This is a genomic window from Micromonospora sp. WMMD736 (assembly GCF_049179015.1).
In the GTDB taxonomy this organism is placed as follows: domain Bacteria; phylum Actinomycetota; class Actinomycetes; order Mycobacteriales; family Micromonosporaceae; genus Micromonospora.
Map to the genome: position 1 here is coordinate 2774738 of NZ_JBMHMI010000001.1, position 19360 is coordinate 2794097.

The window sequence follows — 19360 nt, forward strand, 5'->3', positions numbered from 1 at the left end:
CTCACCCCGGGCCGAAGGCCCGGTACGCGCGGCGCAGCCGTTCCAGCAGGCCCGGCCCACCGATGGCCGGCGCGGGCGGACCGAGCTGGCGCAGCAGGAGATCCGGCCCGGTCGCCAGTCGGGGTGGGCGGTCGGGCAGCGGCACCGGGGCCGTCCAGAAGCGGTCCACCGCCTCCGCGACGGGCGTGGTGGCCAGTCCGGCGAGCGCCCGGGACGCGCCGGCCGGTGACCGGACGTCGACCGCCGATCGGCTGGTGTCCACGATGGAGGTTGGCGCGGCCGACGCCGGTTGGCCGGTCGCCTCGGCGCGGCGGGCACGCAACCGGTCCAGCAGGTCCGCGCGCGACCGGCCACGCCAGTGCAGCAGCTCGAACGGATCCGCGTCGAACGCCTCGGCGAGCAGGTAGAACGTGGCCGCGAGGTGCTTGCACGGCACCGCGAAGTCGGGGCAGTTGCAGCGCTGTGTCAGCTCGTCGACGGCGGTGGGAAAGAGCGGGGCGCCCGCCGCGGCGAACAGCTCCTCCAACTCGTCGGGCAGGTCCCCGGCGAGCAGGCGGGCGCTGAAGAACGCCTGCCCGGCCAGTTCGTCCTCGATCCGGGACCAGAGCGCCTCCGGGAACGCCGCCAGCGCGATGGACACCTCGTACGGGCGGGGCCGGGAGCCCTGCACCTGGGCGGTGACCCGGCCGGGCGTGACGTCGAGCCGGAGCACCTGACCGGCCCGCGCGTACGACCGGCCCCGGGTCAGCCGGGTGCCGAGCGCGAACGACTCCAGCACCTCCAGGAAGCGCCGGGACCACCAGGACCGCCCGATCGCGCCCCGGGTGCTGCGCGCCTTCAGTCCCCCGTCGACCTTCCGGGGACGGCCGTAGTCGGAGAAGTCGGTCACTCCACCACCGCCCCGGCCTCCAGGGCGAACAGGTCCCGGAGCTGGCCGGTGGACAGCTCGGTGATCCACTGCTCGCCGGTGCCGACCACCCGCTCGGCGAGGCTGCGCTTGTCGGCGATCAACGCGGCCACCTTCTCCTCGACGGTGCCCGCGCAGACGAACTTGCGGACCTGCACCCGTCGCCGCTGCCCGATCCGGAACGCCCGGTCGGTGGCCTGGTCCTCCACCGCCGGGTTCCACCACCGGTCCACGTGCACCACGTGATTGGCGGCGGTCAGGGTGAGGCCGGTGCCGCCCGCCTTGAGGGAGAGCACGAACAGCGGTGGCCCGTCGGCGGACTGGAACCGCTGCACCAGCGCGTCCCGCTCGGCCTTACCGAGCCCGCCGTGCAGGAACAGCACCTCCCGGCCGAACCGCGCCGACAGGTGGCCGCGCAGCATCGCCCCGAACTCGGCGTACTGGGTGAACAGCAGCGCCCGCTCCCCCGCCGCCAACACCTCCTCCAGGATCTCGGTGAGCCGGGCCAGCTTGCCCGAGCGCCCGTCCAGCGGGGAGCCGTCGCGCAGCAGTTGGGCCGGGTGGTTGCAGACCTGCTTGAGTCGGGTCATGGTGGCCAGCACCAGTCCGCGTCGCTCGATGCCGTCGCTGGTCTCGATCCGGGCGAGCATGTCGTCGACCACCACCTGGTAGAGCGCGGCCTGCTCGGCGGTGAGGTTGCAGACCACCTCCATCTCCAGCTTCTCCGGCAGGTCCGAGATGATCGACGAGTCGGTCTTGAGCCGGCGCAGCACGAACGGGCCGGTGATCCGGCGCAGCCGCTCGGCGGCCTCGGCGTCGCCGTTGCGCTCGATCGGCTCGGCGAACCGCTTGCGGAACGTCGCGGCCGGGCCGAGCAGCCCCGGATTGGCGAACTGCATGATCGACCAGAGGTCGGCGAGCCGGTTCTCCACGGGCGTACCCGTCACCGCCACCCGCTGCCGGGCCGGCAGCGCACGGACCGCCTCGGCCTGCCGGGTGGAGGCGTTCTTGATCGCCTGCGCCTCGTCCACCACCACCCGGTGCCAGTCGATGCCGGCCAGGTCGACGGCGTCGCGGGCGGCCACCGAATAGGTGGTGAGGACCAGGTCCGCGCCGTGCGCGGCCGCCGTGAACTCCGCCCCCCGCGCGCGCTCCGCGCCATGGTGTACGTGCACCCGCAGCCCCGGCGTGAACTTCGCCGCCTCCCGCTGCCAGTTGCCGACCAGCGACATCGGACAGACCAGCAGCGTCGGCCCGGCGTCCGGCGGGTCTCCGGCGAGCAGCGCGAGCAACTGCACCGTCTTGCCCAGCCCCATGTCGTCGGCCAGCACCCCGCCGAGCCCCAACGACCGCAGGAAGGCCAGCCAGGCCAACCCCCGCTGCTGGTACGGCCGCAGCGTCCCGGCGAACCCCGGCGGCGGATCGAGCGGGGTGAGCCGGTGCTCGACCGCTCCGGCGAGCAGGTCACCCAGCGCGCCGTCGGCGCTCACCTCCAGCACCGGCAGCGCCCCGGTGTCGTCGCCGTCGGTGAGCCCCAGGCGCAGCAGGTCGGCGACGGTCAGCTCGCCGGCCGAGCGGAGCAGCCGCAGACCGGCGGCGAGGCGTCCCGGGTCCAGCTCCACCCACCGGCCGCGCAGCCGCACCAGCGGGGTCTTCAGCTCAGCCAGCGCCGCCAACTCCTCGGCCGACAGCGGCTGGTCGCCGAGTGCGATCTCCCAGCGGTAGTCGACGAGCGCGTCCAACCCGACCCCGGCCTCGGTGCCGGCGACCGTGCCGGGCGCGGTACGGCTGCGGGCGCGCAGCCGAGCGCCGAGCCGCGCCGACCGGCGCTGCCACCACGAGGGCAGCAGCACCCCGAACCCGGCGGCGTGCAGCACCGGCGCGCCCTCGCTGAGGAACCGGTGCGCGCCCTCCACGTCCAACTCCATCGCCTCGGGGGCGGCGGTGCGCAGCGCGGCGTCCAGGTCGGGCCAGAGCCGGCTGGCCCGACCCAACTCGGCCAGCAGGGTCTCCTGCGGACTACCGGTACGGCCGTCCGGGTCCGCCCGCCAGACCTCGGCGGCGTCGACGTGCAGGCCCGGCTCGTCGGCGGACTGCAACCCGAACTCCAACCGCCACCGCGCGCTGTCGGTCGAGGTGACGGGCGGGCTGTCCCCGGATGGGCGGGTGGCCAGGATCGGCTCGGTGACCTCGTCGGGGGCCGGCTCGACCAGCCGGAAGCTGGCCCGCACGGCCCCGCCGGCCGCGTCGCGCTGCCACTCGTCCAGCTCGGTACGCAGCAGGTCCAGCGCCGCCTGCTCGACGGTGAAGTCCCGGTGGGGCCCGGCCAACGCGGCCAGCCAGGCCGGCGCGGGCCCGGTCGGGCGCACTCCCCGACCCAGGGTGGTGTTCGCGAGGGCGGCCCGCGCGGCGGCGTCGGTGAGCGCGTCGAGCGCGTCCGCCACCAGGTCGGCGGCGGTCAGCTCGCCGCCGCGCTCGGTCACCGGGGACGCCCCCACCTCGTCGGGCACCGGAGCAGGCGCAGCGCCGGCCGGCACCCGGGCAGGGGCGGTCGCCGGCAGCGCGGTCGAGGCGACAGCGGAGACGGTGGCGGCGCGGGTGGCCGGTGGCAGGGCCAGGGCCAGCGAGCGCGCCCAGGCGGCGTCGGTGCCGGTCAGCAACGGACGCCACACCGCCCGCGCGACGACCTGGGCCGCCCGCTCGTCGACCGAGCGGGCCGCGCCGGCACCAGCCAGGGCGACACCAGCCGCGTCGGCACCGGCCAGGGCGGTCGGGTCGGTCGGGGCGTGCACGCCGGGCAGGACGCGGCCCCGGGCCACCAGGTCGGCGGCGAAGTCGGCCAGCTCGGCGAGGTGCCGCAGGGTCGCCCCGCACACCACCGGGAGATCGTCCAGGGCGCGGAGCAGGGGCAGGGCGTCGTCCGGGGCGTACACCAGGGTGGGCACCCGCCACGCGGCGAGGGTGAGCCGGCCGCGGACCGGGGGTGCGACGGTGGTCCGGATCAGCTCGGGTGAGTCGGCCGGCGCGCCCGCCCGGGTGGGCAGGGTGAGCAGCGCGGTGGCCCGGCGGGCCGGCGCGGCGGCCTCGGCGAGGGCCGCGACCAGGTCGTCGTGCCCGGCCGCGAAGGGGTGCGGGCGTTCCCGGCGTGGCCGGCCGGAGCGCGCGACGGCTACCGGAGCGGCGCTGTCCTCGGCCCACACGCCAAGCCCGGAGCCGGGCAACCACAGCCCGTGGATGACCAGCACCTACTCCCCCTCATCGCCGCCCCGGCCCAGGATAGGCGGCCCGGCGCGACAAGCCCGCGCCGATCTTGCGGTCGCTGTTGTCGAGATGCGTGGTAATGCCCGTTACGTCAGGACAGAAAGTGCAAGATCGCGGCGCCGAGGGCTAGCGTCGCAACGTGGTCGATCTCCTGGTGCTGGGCGGGTTGGGGGTGGACGTACGGGTTCGGGTGCCCGCGCTTCCGCTGCCGGCCGCCGATTCGCACACCGTCGAGCCGATCGAGCTGCGGATCGGCAACACCGGGGCCGGGGTGGCGCTGGCCGGCCGGGCGCTCGGACTGCGGGTACGGGTGGTCGACACCCTCGGCGCGGACCCGGCCGGCGACGTGGTGCGGTCGGCACTGACCCGGGCCGGGGTGCCGGCGGTGCTGGCCGAGGCGATGAACCGCCGCGCTCAGACGGCGCCCGTCGACCCGTCGGTCAGTTCGCGCAGGATGTCGGCGTGGCCGGCGTGTCGGGCGGTCTCCTCGATGAGGTGGACCAGGATCCAGCGCACCGACACCTCGCCGAGCTGCGGGTGCGGCACCACGTGGTCGAGGTCGAAACGCGCGACGACCGCCCGGGACCGGGCGCAGGCCCGCTGGTACGCCTCGACGAGCCCGTCGACCGTGTCCCGCTCGTCGAGGGTGAAGCTCGCCACCGCGTCCTCCTCCGAGGTCAGGTAGACGTCGCCGGGCTCGGGGGCGAGCAGCACCGGGAACCAGTTCCGCTCGACCAGCGTCAGGTGCTTGACCAGCCCGGCGAGCGTGGTCGCGGAGGGCACCAGCCGGCGGGCGGCATCGTCGTGGGACAGACCCCGCACCTTGCGCACCACCACCGCGCGGTGGAAGTCGAGGAACGACTCCAGGACGGCGCGCTCGTCGCCGACGCGGGCGAGCACCGGGCCGAGCGTCGGATCGATGGTCTGCTCTGCCATCCGCCGACACTAACCGCGCGGGAGGCCTCGCGCTGCCCCGCATCCGCTGCGAGGCGGCTTCGCGACGGGCAGGATGGGCGCATGGCCTCATCCGTGCAGATCCTTCTCGTCGGCGGTACGGCGGACGGGCAGACCGTGACCGTCGAGCTGGACACCAACGGCCGCCCGCCGCTCACCCACCACCACCTCGGGCCGGGCGGGCTGGCCGAGGCGCAGATCTACGAGTTGGAAACCGCCCGCGAGGAAACCCGCGAGTGGACCTACCGCTTCACCGGCCCTGCCGTGTGACAGTCGGTCAGGCCCGGGTGAGGTTCTGACTGCGCAGCTGGTCCAGCACGCCACGGGTGACCTCGGAGGTGCCCCGCGCCTGCTCGCAGACCTCGGCGACCCGGCGGGCGGTGGCCTCGGCGCGCTGCTCGCGCTCGTCCCACAGCCGGTCGACCTCGGCCAGCAGCGGCCCCTCCACCTCCCGTTCCACGCCGCGCAGTGCCGGCACACCGAGCCGTTGGGCCAGGTCGAAGACCTTTCCGGCGTACGGCAGTGGCAGGAACGGCGTACCCACCATCGCCGCGAAGATCAAGAAGTGCAGGCGCATGCCGACGGCCAGGTCGAAGTGGCGCATCAGCCCGAGCACCTGCTGCGGCGAGTAGGTGCCGTGCAGGATCCGCCCCCGCTCGGCGGCGACCATGTGCGACAGCACCCCGTGCGAGTGCCGGATGTCGTCGCGTTCCATCGGCACGAACAGCACGTACGCGTCGATGCGGTGCACCAGGAAGTCACCGATCTGGGCCAGCAGCCGGTGGTAGCCGTCGACGTCGAGGCGTTCGGCGGCCCGTCCCGGCTCACGCACACTGATCCCGACCAGCCGCTTGCCGACCGGTACGCCCTCCTCGGCCAGCAGGTGGGTCGGGAACTCCTCCGGTTGCAGCAGGAACGCCGGGTCGGCGGTGACCGTGATCGGGTTGAGCAGTCCGGCCTCCTCCAGGACCATCCGGGACTCCTGGTCTCGGACGGTGACCTGGGTGGCGCCGGCCAGCGTCTCGCGGACCATGCCCGTGTCGACCGCGTCGCTGAGCGGTCCGACCCCCACCGCGTACGTGATCAGCGGCAGGCCGCGTTCCTGGGCGACCCGGACGACCCGCAGGTAGCGGCGGGCCTCCCGGTCGTAGAGGATCCCGCCGCCGCCGAGGATCAGCAGGTCGAGCTGGGCCAGCACCAATGCCGAGTCGGTACGGCTGACGCCCTCCCACGGCACCGCCTCGACGTCCGGGTGCGCGGCCCGGGTGTGCTCCGGGTGACGGGAGAAGACGATGATCCGGGCGTTCGGCTCCTGCGTGCGCAGATCGGCGAGCAGGCCGGTGAGGATCGCCTCGTCGCCGAGGTTCCGGCCACCGTACGAGCCGAGCACACCGATGGTCAGTCCGGCGCCGTGCGTCATCTCCTCGCTCCTCCCCAGGTGCGGTCCGCGCGGGTTTCCCGCTGGGCAGGTGAACAGTCCCGGTTCAGCTCGGCGGGTCGATCCGCTTCGCCATCTGCTGCGCGGTGACCTCGAAGCCCAGGCTCCGGTAGAGGCCGATCGCCACGGTGTTCGTGCCGAAGACGTTCAAAGCCAGCTCGGGTACGCCGAGTCCGGCCAGTTCGGTCTCGATGAGCTGGATCATCCGTCGTGCGTGTCCCCGTCCCCGGTGCGCCGGATGTACCTCGATGTTGTAGATCCAGGCCTGTCGGGTGTCGGCGCTCGCGGGCAGGCCCACCCAGATCCAGCCGACCTCGGTGTCGTCGACCCGCCCCACCCGCAGCAGCGCCCGCTCGGTGGCCGCGCCCGCCGGCAGCAGCTCGCGGAGCTGCTCGTCCGTGCGCTCCCGGGCCGCCTCCGGGGTCAGGCCGCGGTGCGCGACGAGATCCTCGGCGTACCCGACCTCCAGGGGTTCCCGCAGCCGGGCCAGTTCCTGCTCGGTCATCGGCGTCAGGGTCAACTCCACCGTGGCCTCCCTCTCCCCCTCGGTCGGATTCCGCCACCACTTCACCACACCCACCCCAGCCCTCGGCGCGGTGATCATGAGGTTAGCCGGAAAGTTGATCTCTTCGGCACGCGTAATCGGGTTGTCGCGGGGGTGGGCCGAGGGGCACCGTGGCGGAATGGCGCAGGGGACGGCGACGCGAATCGGCTGGGGTGACCTGCCGGCGGCGGTCCGGGCCGCCGTGGAGGGCATCATCGGTGACCGGGTGGTGGCGGCGGTCTCCCAGTCGGGTGGCTACTCGCCGGGCACCGCCGACCGGGTTCGCACCGCCAGCGGGCGACGGGCGTTCGTCAAGGCGGTCAACCCGGCGTTGAACCCGGACAGTCCGGTCATGCACCGCGCCGAGGCCGGCATCGCCGGGGCGCTCCCGGCGACCGCGCCGACGCCCCGCCTGCTGGGTTGCCACGACGACGGCGACTGGGTGGCGCTGGTCTTCTCCGACGTGGACGGCCGGCACCCGGTCACCCCTTGGCGGTCCGACGAGCTGACCCGGGTCCTGGACGCCCTGGAGGCGATGGCCGTCGCGCTCACCCCGAGCCCCGTCGCGCACGTGCCGACCGCCGCCGACCTGCTGGCCCGGGACTTCGCGGGTTGGCACCGGATCGCCGCCGACCCGCCGCCACGACTCGACCCGTGGGCCCGCGCCCACCTCGACGAACTGCGCGCGGCCGCCGACGAGGGCGTCGCCGCGCTGACCGGGGACACGCTCTGCCACGTCGACGTGCGGGCCGACAACCTGCTGCTCGACGCCGCCGCAACGGTGACCGTGGTCGACTGGCCGTGGGCCTGCCAGGGGCCGGCCTGGCTGGACACGGCGCTGCTGCTGGTGAACGTCCGGCTGCACGGCGGGCACGACACCGAGGCGATGCTGCGCCGGCTGCCGCTCACCGCCGACGTCGACCCGGCCGCGATCACCGGCGTGTACGCCGGGCTGGCCGGCTTCTTCACCGACAGCGCCCGCCGTCCGCCGCCGCCCGGCATCCCCACCGTACGGGCGTTCCAGCAGGCCCAGGCCGACGCCCTGCTGCCCTGGCTGGCAGCACGCCTCGGCTGACGCCGATCGGTCAGCTCGCGGCGGTCGCCGCCTGGAACCGGCGGGCCAACTGCCCCAGGTCGTCCAGGCGCACGTCGCCGTCGAGCCCCTTGAGCGCGGCCGTCATCGCGCCGGCCGCGCGCCCGGCCCGCAGCCCGACCTCGGCGTCCTCGACGACCAGGCAGCGGGCCGGCGGCACGTCGAGCAGCGCGGCGGCGCGCAGGTAGCCCTCCGGCGCCGGCTTGCCCTCCCGTACGTCCTCCACCGTCACCAACACCTGTGGCGCGATGCCGGCGGCACCGAGCCGGGCCTCGGCCAGCCGCACGTCGGCGCTGGTCACCACCGCCCAGGGCACCCCCGACCGGGTCAACGTCGACAGCAGCTCACGGGCGCCCGGGGTGGCGGTCACGTCGGACAGGTCGTCGTACTGCAACGCCAACTGTCGGGCCGCCGCCACGGCCGCCGCCGCGTCGTCGAGTGCGGGCAGGAGCCGACGGATCGTCTGGTCGGCCGGCCTGCCGTGCGAGATCGCGAGTGCCGCCGCCGGTTCGACGGCGTACTCGGACGCCCACCGCTCCCAGGCCCGCTCGACGGCGGCGTCGGAGTCGACAAGGGTGCCGTCCATGTCGAAGAGCACCGCGCCGATGCCGGACAGATCCACCTGACCTCCCCCTGTTCCCGCCCGAGCATAGGCGGGACGCGGTCAGCCCTTACTGTCGACGGCGGGACGCGCGGCGTCGACGAACGCGACGCGGCGGTCCGTTCGTACCTCGATGGCCGCGAGCCACCGCTCCCGATGCCGGTCGCGCAGCGCCGCCGCCGCGTCGCCCGGCTCGTCGGCGAGCCGGCGCTGCTCGGCGTACTCCGTCGTCAGGCTGGCCACCACCGACCGGCCCGCCGCCGCGACCTCCGCCGGGCCTGCCAACAACACCAGGTTGTACGCCTCGTCCACGGCGCGCATCGCCGCGTACGTCTCGTCGTAGCACGGCGGGACCGCGTCCGCGCCCGGCTCGACCCACCGCCGGTCCAGCCGCCGGTAGGCCGCGTCGCAGGCGCCGAGGAACCCGACGTACGCGTCGCGCCGCAGCTCCTCGCGCCGGGTAGCGGCCCGGTCGGCGCTCTCCTCCCGAGCGATGGTGAGCTGGTGGGCGAGCTGCCGACGGGTGCTGCGGGCGGCGATCAGCCCGGTCAGGGCGGAGGCTGCCAACGTGGACAGTGACGTGATCAGCGCGACGGCAACGGTGTCCTGCACGCGCCCATTCTGCTGGCAACCCGCCGCTTCAGCGCAGCCAGCCCAGGAAGCGCTGATGCAGCCGCTCGGCGGGAATCCAGGCCAGGTCGGCGCTTGCCCGTGCGAACTGCGAACCCAGGTACAGGGCCAGGGTCAGCGGCGCGTCCGCGAACTCAGCATGCAGCCTTCGCCGTTCTGCGGGGCAGGGCCAGGGCAGGTCACATCCCTGGCAACTCCAGATGGGCAGGACCGGCGAATGGCAAGGCTCGGATGCGTGATAATCGCTCACGACTCCTCCTCGTCCGGCCAAAGCTGTCGGCTAATCGGGATTCGGTGACGCTGTCGGCAGGGCAGGTCCGCCCCGCAGCGACAGATCCGCCGCCAACGCCTCCAGGACCAGACCGGTCGATGCCGCTGCGCGAGCGTGAGCGCGGTAACGACGAGGTACTGGTCGTAGCCCACTCGCCGCATCGAACCCCCTCGACCGTCACGCGTCGTCATTCCTGCCATCACTCTCCGGCGGTAGTGTTGGCGGGGTCGATCGGTTGTCGGTTGCCAGTCGCAGGGCGGCAACCCGCAACGGTGAGAGGGTGAGACGATGCCGTCCTTCGGCGTACGGATGCGGGCGCTGCGCGAAGTGCGCGGCTTCTCGTTGGCCGCCCTCGCTGAGCGGCTGCCCGCCGACAAGGGTCACCTCTCGCGTCTGGAGAACGGGCACCGCAAGCCCACCGACGATCTGGCAAGACGCATCGACGGTGTCCTCGATGCCCGAGGCGAACTCATCGCCATCGCCCACCTCGACGTCGCCGCGGCACGGGACGCGCGTCCGTGGGAGACTGCGGACCTGCTGCGCCGGGTCCGCCTCAGCGACAGCGCGCCGGCCACTCTGGAATCGCTCCAGGCCACGGTTACCGAGCTGTGTTGTCAGTACGGCTGGCGCGACGCTCGAGACTTGAGAGCCGAGGGCCAGGGCTGGCTCCGCGAAACCGTCCGCCTGCTCCGACAACCGGTCGGTCTACGGGAGCACCGGGAACTGCTGGTCTGCGCCGGTCGGCTGGCGCTGCTCATCGGTTGCGTCGAGTACGACTTCGGAATGCGCGCGAGCGCGGAGGCGACCCGAATCGCCGCTCGCCAGCTCGGCGAGGAGGCCGGGCACAACGGGATAGTCGGCTGGTCGTGGGAGATGGCCGCCTGGTTCGCCCTCACCCAGTCACGCCCTTCGGCGGCGCTGGACGCGGCACGGGCTGGCCAGCGCACAGCGGGGTCGTCCGCCGTCGCGGTGCAGCTCATCGCCCAGGAAGCGAAAGCCCTCGGCCGGCTCGCCGACATCGCGGGCGTCCACCGGGCGCTGGATCGCGGCCGAGAGCTGCTCGACGAACTGCCGATCGCGGAACGGCCCGACGATCACTTTCAGGTCGATCGGGCGAAATGGTCGTTCTATGCCATGGACGCGTACCGGCTCGCGGAGGACGATGCGCGAGCGCGGCGGTACGCGGTCGAGGTGATCGAGACAGCGACCGCACCAGACGGTGTCCATCGGTCGCCGATGCGGGTGGCAGAGGCGCAACTGACGCTGGCCGCCACCGCAGCGCGCTCGGGCGATCTGGAGCTGGCTGTTCAGACCGGCCTGGCTGCCTTCACCGCCGGCCGTCGCTCGCTCCCGTCGCTTCTGCTCATTGCCGGCGAGGTGGACGCCGAACTGCACCGTCGGTACCCACGCGAGCCAGCCACCGCCGAGTTCGGCGATGCACTACACGTGCTGCGGGAGACAGTGATCGGGGGCAATCCGACGTCGAGGTGAGACGGCGGGTGGCGATCAGCGGGGCGGGTCCTCGCCGGTAAGCCCGTCCACCGACTCACGGATCAGGTCGGCGTGCCCGGCGTGCCGCGCGTACTCCTCGATGAGGTCGACCAGGACCCGCCGCAGGCTGGGCACCTGGCCGTCGGGCCACTCGCCCCGGGCCAACTGCTCCGGACCGCCGTCGGCCAGCAACTCGGCCACGGTGGCCCGGGAGCGCGCCACGGCCTCCCGCCACAGCGTGTGGAGCTGTTCCGGCGTGTCCTCGGCGGCCGAACGCCACTCCCAGCCCGGGTTGGCGTCCCAATCGACGGTCTCCCACGGCGGTCCCGGTGAGCGCCCGGCCAACTTGAACGAGAAGTAGAGGTCCTCGACCAAGGCCAGGTGCTTGAGCAGCCCGCCCAGGGTGATCGACGACGGACCGAGCGTCGCCCGCAGGCCGGCGGCGTCGAGCCCGCCTGTCTTCCAGGCCAGGGTGGCGCGCTGCCGGTCGAGGGAGCCGAGCAGGGTGGCGGTCTCGTCGCCCGCGATCGGCGGCTCGGGGTGACCGTGCTCGTTCGCGTTGGTCATGGCCGTTGACACTAACGGGCGACCGCGGGTCAGCGTCGGTTGCGCTTGCGGAGGACGGCCCAGACTCCGCCGGCGACTGCGGCCGTGAACGGAAGGAGACAGCAGAGGCTAAGGACCGCAAGGTGCCATGGTTTGATCGCGCCCATAGCCGCGAAGGCTATCGGGTGCGGTCAAATGACTCCGCGCGGCGGCACGGTCTGCACGCCGCGACCCGGGTCAGTTGACCAGCCGATCCACCAGCGCGGCGAGCGTGTCGGGGTGTTCGTCGGTGACGAGGTGACCGGCGGCGGGGACGATGTCGACGCCGGCATCAAGCCGCCGTTCCGCCGCCGCACGCAGCCGGTCCGGGGGCAGGAACACGTCGTGGTCGCCGCTCGCGATCACGACCGGCGCCCTGCCCGTCGTCGCCGGCACGAGATCATCGGTACTCACCGGACGGGCGTGCCGGGCGACAAGCGTCATCCACTCCACCAGTTCGGCGCGCGGCGTGCGGCCGGGCGCGGACAGGAGACGCAGTAACCGGAGGCTCGACGCCGGCCGGGGCCGCGCGAGCCAGCCCAGGAACGCCAGCAGGACACGAGGGGTGACTCTGAGCCGGCACAGTCCGCCCGGTGCCACCGCGACCGTGCCGTTGACCTGGGGATGCTCGGCGGCGAGCGTCACCGCGCCGCCGAACGAGTGCCCGAAGGTCACGACCGGTCCGGTGGTGGCCTCCTCGACAACCTCGGCCAGCCACGCCCCGTACCCGGCAAGCCCGCCGTCGGCGACGTCCGCCGCGTCGGAACTCAGCCCGGGCTGGCCCGGGATGTCGGCGGCCACCACCCGGTACTGCCGTGCCAGGGCCGTGAGCAGCGGCAGGTAGGCGGCCGTGCTGAAGCGGTCACCGGCGACGAGGACGACCGTCACGCGGCCCGCGCCGGCGGTGAGGAGGTGGGTGTCGTGGCCGTGGGCCCGGATGACGTGTCGCTCGTGCGGGGTCGACCACCCGCTGAACTGCTGCTCACACCACCGCCGGATGGTGTCTCTGCCCGCAGGGGTGCGGTAGATGGACGTCACCGCTGCATCCTGCACCACGGTCGGTCCACGGAGGCACGACGCCACCGGCGATCGTTCTCGACCTGCACCGACGAAAATAGATGTACATTGATGAACGGTCGCCGCCCGCCCACGGAAGGACGAACGTAGTGAGACGCAACAGACTGCTTCCATCCCTGGTGGCGGCGCTCACCCTGGTCGGAACGGCGATCGTGGCGGTCACCACCATGGCCGCCGCCCCGGCCCAAGCCGCGCCGGTCACGATCCCCAACGGCACGCAGTTCACCGACACCACCGGCAATCTCGTGCACGCGCACGGTGGTGGGGTGCTAAAGGTCGGCGACTACTACTACTGGTTCGGCGAGAACCGCAACGCCAACAACACGTTCCGGGCGGTCTCCGTCTACCGCTCCACCAACCTGCGCGACTGGGAGTTCCGCAACAACGTGCTGACCCAGTCGTCGGCGGCGGAACTGCAGTCGGCAAACATCGAGCGGCCGAAGGTCATCTACAACGCCAGCACCAACCGGTACGTGATGTGGATGCACAAGGAGAACGGCAGCGACTACGGCGAGGCGAGGGCCGCCGTCGCCTCCTCGGCCACCGTGGACGGCACCTACACCTACCACGGCAGCTTCCGGCCGCTGGGCAACATGTCGCGGGACATCACGCTCTACAACGACGGCGGTACCGCCTACATGATCTCGGCCGGCGACGAGAACCGCGACCTGCTCATCTACCGCCTCAGCGCCGACTACCTCACCCCGGCCACGCTGGTCGGCAACTTCTGGAACGACGGCAACCGCGAGGCACCGGCCCTGTTCAAGCGCGGTAGCACCTACTTCCTGCTCACCTCGGGCCTGACCGGCTGGAGCCCGAACCAGGCCAGGTACGCCACGGCGTCCAGCATCTCCGGCCCGTGGAGCGGCATGACGAACGTCGGGGACTCGACCACCTTCCGCTCCCAGTCGGCCTTCGTGCTCCCCATCCAGGGCACGTCGACGACCAGCTACCTCTACCTCGGCGACCGCTGGGCCGGCGCCTGGGGCGGGCCGGTCAACGACTCGCAGTACGTGTGGTTGCCGATCGCCTTCCCCACCGCCACGAGCATGAGCCTGACCTGGTATCCCACCATCACCATCGACGCCGCAGCAGGCACCGTGACCGGAGAGGCGCCGCTCTCCTATCGCATCACCAACCGCAACAGCGGCAAGGTGGTCGACGTCCTGGACATGTCCGTCAGCGACAACGCCGAAGTCAGACAGTGGTCCTGGAACGGGGGCGCGAACCAGAAGTGGGAGTTCCGCGACGCCGGTAGCGGCTACTTCCGGATCGTCAACCAGAACAGCGGCAAATGCCTCGACGTCGCCAACGCCTCCACCGCCAACAGCGCCAACATCGTCCAGTACACCTGTGGCACGGGCACCAACCAGCAGTGGCAGTGGGTCGCCACCGGCAGCTACTACCAGCTGCGCGCCCGACACAGCGGCAAGTGCCTGGACGTGGTGAGCAGCGGCACGGCAGACGGCACCGACATCACCCAGTACACCTGCGGAACCGGCGCCAACCAGCAGTGGACCCGTACCCAGTCCTGACGGCCGTACCACGCCATCGCCGCCTGCTCTCGACACCGCTGAACGCGTACGGCAGGCTGCGCCGGTGGCGATCGACAGAAGCGGCGAGTTCTGGCGAGGCGAGGACTTCACGGACCTTGCCGACTACCTCCGTGAGTTCCAGCCCGGCGGCTACCCGGTGGTGCGGGTCAAGGAGGTGGTCTGCGTCGAGTGCGCCGGCCGGGCCTTCGACGTCCTTGTCGACGACGAGGAGGGCTGCGCCGAGGTGAGCTGCGCGGCCTGCGATGCACGTGCCTTCGTCGCGGACAGCGCCGACCACTGGGAGGACGCCGAGCCGGGCGACTGCGCCTGCCCGTGCGGCGGCGAAGTCTTCCACGTCGCCGTCGGCTTCGCCCTGTACGCGGACGGTGAGATCCGCTGGATCAGCGTCGGACTGCGCTGTGTTCAGGACGGCACGATGGGCGTCTACGCCGACTGGCGGATCAACTACAGCCCCACTGATCATCTTCTTGAGGGTGCCGCCTGACAGATCGCGACAGGTTGCGGACCCTCAGACGAACCGTTCATGGGTCGTCACAGGTCTTCGTCGTCCTCGTCTGGTGGCAGGTCGGTCTGCCACCAGATCCGCATCAGGTAACGCTCGATGCCGGCGTGTTGTCGTTGCAGGTCGGCGATGCGGGCGTTGTCGTCATCAGCGCCCGTCACCATCAGAATCTCGTGGAATGCCCGGTCTGCCTGCTCACGCCCGCGATGGAAAAGCGCGACCGTGTACCGGCCAGGACCGCTCGGCGGGTCGATGCCAGAAATGACCCTGCCAAAGATGTCGCCAACCTGTAGCTTGCCGGTAGGACAGTCGAGGTCGAACGTCAGAGGACCCGTCCACCCGGACACACTCAGGTCATCATCGGGGGGCTTGTCCCAGATCTCCACGTCGGCTCGCACCTCGACGAGGTCTTGGGTCACGACGATGTAGATCTCGTATCCGGTGCTCCCCGCCACATTCTCAGTGGCCTCCCTGATTGCGGCCGTCGAGCCCACCGCGGCGTCGCAGTAGACGTCGCGTAGGACGATCATCCGGTAGTCCGGACTCAACGTCAGGCCATGGCGGCTGTGCCGGGTCGGCATGGTTGCTCTCCTACGACGGTCCATAGCTCGATACCTCACACTGCACGCCCGTAGTGAGAAGGTCAGCGGAGCTGGCTCACTGACTCGGCTCTCGCTCCGCGCAGTCGGCGTAGAGCCAGGTTGCGACCAGGTCCTGGCTTGTCACGATCAGCCGTCCCGAGAGACAGACGATTTCGTGTCGGCACCCGTCTTCGTCCGGTAGCACTTCGTCCAGCATCACGTCCTGGAGCCGGGCGACGTCCAGCCCATGGTCAACGGGCTCGATGGTGACGCTGTGCACGCCGCTGTAGCGGATCGTCAGATCTTCCTCGTGCTTCCAGCAGTTGTGCCGCAGCTGAAACTCCAGCCAGCGACTCCCGTCCGTCTCACCAGAGGTCAGGCGCTCGGGCTTCAGGTTCTTGACGCACCGTTGCCCGTGGAAGTCGTAGTGGTCGGGGTCCACCGCGAACCTGCGCGCTCCGTCGGGCAACGAGTCGGCGAACGACGGCAACTGCCGGAGGTATGCCTCGGGATCCAGAGCCACGCCATGGCTGGTCCGCTCAACGCTGACGTACCGCACCGCTGCCCTCCCATTCCGCCGTCGCAGCCCGCAACGGCGGGGGAATCATCGCACCTGTGGTGGCGCAGAACTGTGACGGCACGTGTCCGGTAGCGAGTCGCCATCGTGCCCCGAGGGCAGCATCTGATCGCCGCCGCCGTCGACGCGACCACGGGCGGGTCGGACGGCATCATTTGGACCTGGGAGTTCGTTCACGCGGCGTGGGCCGAGCCGATCATCGACGATCACTAGCGCGGAAAGCCCAACCCGGGTCACCGTGGTGAAGCCCTTCACGGCTAGCGCCGGTGCACCAACTCAGGGATGATCATCGCCATGTCGGAGCAAGATCTGGCCGGAACCTGGCGTCGCATCATCCAAGGGGATGGTAAATCCTGGGTCGTGTTCGCCAACGGCACGTGCGTCGTACTGCCATCTCCCGGACCCAGCGCCGACCTCGCCGCTCAGGCCATCGAGATCCTGCGCGAGTACGGCCCTGTTCACGTCGGCTCACCTGCCGGAGACTTCAGCACCATCACTCTCGATCCCGGTCCCGGATGGGTGGTCTACGGCCACCACAACGACGTGCTGACCTACGTGGGGCCCGACGAAGTCCAGGACAACAGCGACCTGGCCGTTGGCTTCTATGGACGCCACAAGCGCGACCAGGACGGGCATGAGCTCGACGTCGTACACGTCGAGGACAAGCGGCCCCGGTAGCTGGCTGACGTCGCTCGACCATCGGAAGCACCTACGGCTGTTGTGATTGATGGGCGCGGCAGGTCTCGAACCTGCGACCCCTCGCATGTGAGTTCTGGGTGCCACCGCCGCTTAGTGTTGGTCGGCGATCGCCACTTGCTGCCCAAGGAACTCGCGGAGGAGCCGGCAGAGGTTCGAGATGGCCAGCATGTGATCGTCATCGTTGGCAATGCTCTCCTCGGCCGCCCCCTCACCGAAGGTCTCCGCCAGCACCAGCGCCCAGAAGGCAAGGCTGCTGCCACGGTGGCGGGCGGACATCCACCCTTGGAACGCTGCCAGCTCGCCCCGGCCACGCGCGAGGTCGAACCCTGTCACCGCCGAGAACGCTCGCTCATACCTTGGCCGTCCGACGTACATACCCAGCCGGTGGTCCATATGCCAGAGAAAATCTTCCCAACCCACCGAAGCATTGTTTCTGACCACGACCGCTTCGGTGGGTAGGAACCATCCGTCGAGCACGCAACGGGCACGGCCGCACCTCACCCGCGGCTGCCTGGCCGGCATGTCCCAGAGCGGTTTCGGCTGTTGGTCATGGTAGGCGCGGCAGCTAGCATCGGCTGCCCGTCACCGTTGCGGTGGGCTCAGCGGAAGGAGCGGCAATGGTGGACGTGTCGGTCGAAATACCATCGCATCGAATTTTGCGAGGTCGAATGCATTCGCCTGGTGCTGCGGGATCGACGCCGTCTCCACCGATCCCGTCCTTATCGACGCGTGGCGCCGTCAGGTGAGGTCGGTCGCGGTGGTCAAGGCTCGGCTTCAACTCGCCGAGCTGATCGAGGCGGCCGGTGACGCCTAGCGCAGAGCGCTGATGCAGTCTGCAGCGGGCTACTGCTGAGGACTGGTGTTGACCGTTGCGTCGGGCACGGAACGGGCACGATCGAAGTAGGGAGGCAACATGAACATCACTTCTGGCGGTACCCCCGGGCCGCGTCTTGCCGACCAGCTAGCCGTTCTCGACAACAACGTCTATGGCTGTCTCCCCAATGCCCCGGGGGTGAAGGTCTTGGCTGAGATGTTCATACGAGCAGGCTGGCGTGCCCGTGCAAGCTCGTGGACTGAGTATGAGGTTGAGCACGAGTGGGTGTGCATCGAGCTGGTCGAGCCGTCACCTGATGAACGCCTTTTCAGCGGCGTCGTCGATCCGTCCCGCGTAGACGAACTCGGTGCCGTCCTCGCGGGTCTGGGCCTGCGCTACTCGATCGAACTGTGGAGCGACGACCGAACAAGCCTTCTGCGGGAACTTGCCGGATGACTGCCGGGGGCATCCCCGTCTGCGGCTGCCCTCAGCACCGACTGCACATCCTTGATGGCCTGGTCCAGCTCCACCGCGAGCGGCTCTCGTGGACCCGCTGCCGTCACCGCCCCGGGCAGTGATCGCGGGTTTTGGCTGTTGGTGACTGGTGGGCGCGGCAGGTTTCGAACCTGCGACCCCCCGCTTGTAAGGCGGGTGCTCTCCCACTGAGCTACGCGCCCCGGATCGCCCCGTCTGCGGCGGGCCGGTGGCTGGCAAGCCTACCTGCTCGCCGCCGACCCGACCGCATCAGGCTGTCGCGTCGGCGATGGCCTTGCGCCAGGCCTGCTGGTCGCGGGCCTCGCCGGGGTTGTTCATCTCGGCGAAGCGGACCACGCCGACCTTGTCGATGACGAAGGTGCCCCGGTTGGCGATGCCGGCCACGTCGTTGAAGACCCCGTACGCCTGGGCGACGCCGCCGTGCGGCCAGAAGTCGGCCAGCAGCGGAAACTGGTAGCCCTCCCGGTCGGCCCAGATCTTGTGGCTGTAGACCGAGTCGACGCTGACGGTCAGCACCTGGACGTCGTCGTTCGCGTACTCGTGGAGGTTGTCCCGCACCTCGGCCAGCTCTCCCTGGCAGGTGCCGGTGAACGCCAGCGGGTAGAAGACCAGCAGCACGGCGCGGCGGCCCCGGAAGTCCGAGAGTCGGATCTCCTGGTTGTTCTGGTCCTTGAGCACGAAGTCCGGCGCTTCGGCGCCAACCTCGATGGGCATGCGAACTCCTCGGGTCGACTCGGAGGACAAGGCCAGCCCAGCGCGCCCGACGGCGGACCGTCGGGGCGCGAGGGGCGCGGGTGGGTTACTTCTTGCCCTTGGCCCCTCGGCGCAGCACCAGGCGGGCGCCGCTCCAGTCCCGGCCGGCGTTGACGGTCGAGGTCTGCTGGAGGCCGGCGGTGGGCGCGGACTCCGCGACCTCGCTCGGCTCGACGTGCCCCTCGCGCCCCGCCTTCGGGGTGAGCAGCCACACGACCCCGTTGTCGGCCAGCGGGCCGAGGGCGTCGACGAGCAGCTCGAAGAGGTCACCGTCGCCGTCGCGGTACCACACGAGCACCGCGTCGACCACCTCGTCGGTGTCCTCGTCGACCAGATCTCCACAGCGGTCGGTCAGGGCGTCCCGGAGATCCTGGTCGACGTCGTCGTCGTACCCCATCTCCATGACGACCATCCCCGGTTCGATGCCGAACCGGTCCGCCAGGCTGCGTACCCCGTCGGCGGCCTGACCAGCGGTCGCGCTCACTGTCGCGTGCCTCCTCATCTCGTCCCTGCTCGCGGCGTCGGACCGAC

Annotated in this window: 24 protein-coding genes and 1 tRNA gene; 9 read left to right on the forward strand and 16 right to left on the reverse strand. The window is 71.3% G+C overall.

All coding sequences use genetic code 11. From position 1 onward, the window contains the following. Position 1: 1 nt before the first annotated feature. The 3 genes from ACN269_RS11820 to ACN269_RS11830 all read right to left on the reverse strand — a co-directional run bounded on the left by ACN269_RS11820 (position 2) and on the right by ACN269_RS11830 (position 5104). Entirely contained in the window at positions 2 to 889 is an 888-nt protein-coding gene (locus tag ACN269_RS11820) for an SWIM zinc finger family protein (RefSeq protein ID WP_421472491.1), read from the reverse strand. Then, the gene (locus ACN269_RS11825; protein ID WP_421472492.1) at positions 886 to 4152 is read right to left on the reverse strand and encodes an SNF2-related protein; all 3267 of its coding nucleotides are present in this window, start codon (positions 4150 to 4152) and stop codon (positions 886 to 888) included. Before ACN269_RS11825 ends, ACN269_RS11820 begins: the two co-directional genes overlap by 4 nt. 430 nt (positions 4153 to 4582) lie before the next feature. After that, on the reverse strand, positions 4583 to 5104 hold the full coding sequence (locus ACN269_RS11830; RefSeq protein ID WP_421472493.1) for a DinB family protein: 522 nt from the start codon (positions 5102 to 5104) through the stop codon (positions 4583 to 4585). A gap of 81 nt (positions 5105 to 5185) precedes the next feature. Between ACN269_RS11830 and ACN269_RS11835 the strand changes: the two genes are divergently transcribed. After that, positions 5186 to 5392, forward strand: coding sequence for a hypothetical protein (locus ACN269_RS11835; RefSeq protein WP_421472494.1), 207 nt, complete (start codon positions 5186 to 5188; stop codon positions 5390 to 5392). 7 nt (positions 5393 to 5399) lie between these two features. Here the strand turns inward: ACN269_RS11835 and ACN269_RS11840 are convergent, their stop codons facing one another. Continuing rightward, entirely contained in the window at positions 5400 to 6542 is a 1143-nt protein-coding gene (locus ACN269_RS11840) for a polysaccharide pyruvyl transferase family protein (RefSeq protein ID WP_421472495.1), read from the reverse strand. Positions 6543 to 6606: 64 nt separating this feature from the next. Further along, the gene (locus tag ACN269_RS11845; RefSeq protein ID WP_421472496.1) at positions 6607 to 7086 is read right to left on the reverse strand and encodes a GNAT family N-acetyltransferase; all 480 of its coding nucleotides are present in this window, start codon (positions 7084 to 7086) and stop codon (positions 6607 to 6609) included. Positions 7087 to 7243: 157 nt separating this feature from the next. Between ACN269_RS11845 and ACN269_RS11850 the strand changes: the two genes are divergently transcribed. Further along, positions 7244 to 8179, forward strand: coding sequence for a phosphotransferase (locus tag ACN269_RS11850; protein WP_421472497.1), 936 nt, complete (start codon positions 7244 to 7246; stop codon positions 8177 to 8179). 10 nt (positions 8180 to 8189) lie between these two features. Here ACN269_RS11850 and ACN269_RS11855 read toward each other — a convergent pair whose 3' ends face one another. From ACN269_RS11855 to ACN269_RS11865, 3 genes are read right to left on the reverse strand one after another with little or no spacing between them, the layout of a single operon-like run. Next, positions 8190 to 8819, reverse strand: a complete 630-nt coding sequence (locus ACN269_RS11855) for an HAD-IA family hydrolase (RefSeq protein WP_421472498.1) — start codon at positions 8817 to 8819, stop codon at positions 8190 to 8192. A gap of 42 nt (positions 8820 to 8861) precedes the next feature. After that, positions 8862 to 9410 (reverse strand): hypothetical protein, encoded by a 549-nt coding sequence (locus tag ACN269_RS11860; protein ID WP_421472499.1) that lies wholly within the window; start codon positions 9408 to 9410, stop codon positions 8862 to 8864. Positions 9411 to 9438: 28 nt separating this feature from the next. Further along, entirely contained in the window at positions 9439 to 9678 is a 240-nt protein-coding gene (locus ACN269_RS11865) for a hypothetical protein (RefSeq protein WP_421472500.1), read from the reverse strand. A 330-nt stretch (positions 9679 to 10008) separates the two neighbouring features. Between ACN269_RS11865 and ACN269_RS11870 the strand changes: the two genes are divergently transcribed. Further along, the gene (locus ACN269_RS11870) at positions 10009 to 11190 is read left to right on the forward strand and encodes a helix-turn-helix domain-containing protein (protein ID WP_421472501.1); all 1182 of its coding nucleotides are present in this window, start codon (positions 10009 to 10011) and stop codon (positions 11188 to 11190) included. Between the two features lie 15 nt (positions 11191 to 11205). Here the strand turns inward: ACN269_RS11870 and ACN269_RS11875 are convergent, their stop codons facing one another. Then, positions 11206 to 11757, reverse strand: coding sequence for a DinB family protein (locus ACN269_RS11875; protein ID WP_421472502.1), 552 nt, complete (start codon positions 11755 to 11757; stop codon positions 11206 to 11208). Positions 11758 to 11973: 216 nt separating this feature from the next. Then, positions 11974 to 12813, reverse strand: a complete 840-nt coding sequence (locus tag ACN269_RS11880) for an alpha/beta fold hydrolase (protein WP_421472503.1) — start codon at positions 12811 to 12813, stop codon at positions 11974 to 11976. A gap of 128 nt (positions 12814 to 12941) precedes the next feature. On the opposite strand from ACN269_RS11880, the gene ACN269_RS11885 reads away from it, so the two are divergent. Beyond that, a complete protein-coding gene (locus ACN269_RS11885; RefSeq protein ID WP_421472504.1) occupies positions 12942 to 14387 on the forward strand; it encodes an RICIN domain-containing protein in 1446 nt (481 codons plus the stop codon). A gap of 64 nt (positions 14388 to 14451) precedes the next feature. Beyond that, positions 14452 to 14892, forward strand: a complete 441-nt coding sequence (locus ACN269_RS11890) for a hypothetical protein (RefSeq protein ID WP_421472505.1) — start codon at positions 14452 to 14454, stop codon at positions 14890 to 14892. 47 nt (positions 14893 to 14939) lie between these two features. On the opposite strand, the gene ACN269_RS11895 is transcribed toward ACN269_RS11890, so the two are convergent. Together ACN269_RS11895 and ACN269_RS11900 are read right to left on the reverse strand one after the other, a co-directional pair. After that, a complete protein-coding gene (locus ACN269_RS11895) occupies positions 14940 to 15491 on the reverse strand; it encodes a hypothetical protein (RefSeq protein WP_421472506.1) in 552 nt (183 codons plus the stop codon). 76 nt (positions 15492 to 15567) lie between these two features. Beyond that, positions 15568 to 16050 carry a hypothetical protein gene (locus ACN269_RS11900; protein WP_421472507.1) on the reverse strand — a complete coding sequence of 161 codons (483 nt, stop codon included), beginning with the start codon at positions 16048 to 16050 and terminating at the stop codon, positions 15568 to 15570. A 105-nt stretch (positions 16051 to 16155) separates the two neighbouring features. Between ACN269_RS11900 and ACN269_RS11905 the strand changes: the two genes are divergently transcribed. Both ACN269_RS11905 and ACN269_RS11910 read left to right on the forward strand, forming a co-directional pair. Beyond that, positions 16156 to 16281, forward strand: coding sequence for a hypothetical protein (locus ACN269_RS11905; RefSeq protein ID WP_421472508.1), 126 nt, complete (start codon positions 16156 to 16158; stop codon positions 16279 to 16281). A 69-nt stretch (positions 16282 to 16350) separates the two neighbouring features. After that, on the forward strand, positions 16351 to 16746 hold the full coding sequence (locus ACN269_RS11910; RefSeq protein ID WP_421472509.1) for a hypothetical protein: 396 nt from the start codon (positions 16351 to 16353) through the stop codon (positions 16744 to 16746). A gap of 111 nt (positions 16747 to 16857) precedes the next feature. On the opposite strand, the gene ACN269_RS11915 is transcribed toward ACN269_RS11910, so the two are convergent. Next, positions 16858 to 17244 carry a hypothetical protein gene (locus tag ACN269_RS11915; RefSeq protein ID WP_421472510.1) on the reverse strand — a complete coding sequence of 129 codons (387 nt, stop codon included), beginning with the start codon at positions 17242 to 17244 and terminating at the stop codon, positions 16858 to 16860. A 244-nt stretch (positions 17245 to 17488) separates the two neighbouring features. On the opposite strand from ACN269_RS11915, the gene ACN269_RS11920 reads away from it, so the two are divergent. After that, the gene (locus ACN269_RS11920) at positions 17489 to 17581 is read left to right on the forward strand and encodes a hypothetical protein (RefSeq protein ID WP_421476296.1); all 93 of its coding nucleotides are present in this window, start codon (positions 17489 to 17491) and stop codon (positions 17579 to 17581) included. Between the two features lie 99 nt (positions 17582 to 17680). Beyond that, positions 17681 to 18037, forward strand: coding sequence for a hypothetical protein (locus ACN269_RS11925; protein WP_421472511.1), 357 nt, complete (start codon positions 17681 to 17683; stop codon positions 18035 to 18037). 146 nt (positions 18038 to 18183) lie between these two features. Here ACN269_RS11925 and ACN269_RS11930 read toward each other — a convergent pair. From ACN269_RS11930 to ACN269_RS11940, 3 genes are all read right to left on the reverse strand, one after another. Continuing rightward, positions 18184 to 18258, reverse strand: a tRNA-Val gene (locus ACN269_RS11930). 67 nt (positions 18259 to 18325) lie between these two features. Continuing rightward, a complete protein-coding gene (locus ACN269_RS11935) occupies positions 18326 to 18790 on the reverse strand; it encodes a peroxiredoxin (RefSeq protein WP_421472512.1) in 465 nt (154 codons plus the stop codon). An 85-nt stretch (positions 18791 to 18875) separates the two neighbouring features. Beyond that, positions 18876 to 19313, reverse strand: coding sequence for a DUF3052 domain-containing protein (locus tag ACN269_RS11940; protein ID WP_132237238.1), 438 nt, complete (start codon positions 19311 to 19313; stop codon positions 18876 to 18878). Between the last annotated feature and the right edge of the window lie 47 nt (positions 19314 to 19360).

Excerpts from the sequence above, each read along its gene's own strand:
- ACN269_RS11830 (WP_421472493.1), bottom strand. The coding sequence starts at position 5,104 with ATGGCAGAGCAGACCATCGATCCGACGCTCGGCCCGGTGCTCGCCCGC.
- ACN269_RS11835 (WP_421472494.1), top strand. The coding sequence starts at position 5,186 with ATGGCCTCATCCGTGCAGATCCTTCTCGTCGGCGGTACGGCGGACGGG.
- ACN269_RS11840 (WP_421472495.1), bottom strand. The coding sequence starts at position 6,542 with ATGACGCACGGCGCCGGACTGACCATCGGTGTGCTCGGCTCGTACGGT.
- ACN269_RS11850 (WP_421472497.1), top strand. The coding sequence starts at position 7,244 with ATGGCGCAGGGGACGGCGACGCGAATCGGCTGGGGTGACCTGCCGGCG.
- ACN269_RS11870 (WP_421472501.1), top strand. The coding sequence starts at position 10,009 with ATGCGGGCGCTGCGCGAAGTGCGCGGCTTCTCGTTGGCCGCCCTCGCT.
- ACN269_RS11875 (WP_421472502.1), bottom strand. The coding sequence starts at position 11,757 with ATGACCAACGCGAACGAGCACGGTCACCCCGAGCCGCCGATCGCGGGC.
- ACN269_RS11895 (WP_421472506.1), bottom strand. The coding sequence starts at position 15,491 with ATGCCGACCCGGCACAGCCGCCATGGCCTGACGTTGAGTCCGGACTAC.
- ACN269_RS11910 (WP_421472509.1), top strand. The coding sequence starts at position 16,351 with ATGATCATCGCCATGTCGGAGCAAGATCTGGCCGGAACCTGGCGTCGC.
- ACN269_RS11925 (WP_421472511.1), top strand. The coding sequence starts at position 17,681 with ATGAACATCACTTCTGGCGGTACCCCCGGGCCGCGTCTTGCCGACCAG.
- ACN269_RS11935 (WP_421472512.1), bottom strand. The coding sequence starts at position 18,790 with ATGCCCATCGAGGTTGGCGCCGAAGCGCCGGACTTCGTGCTCAAGGAC.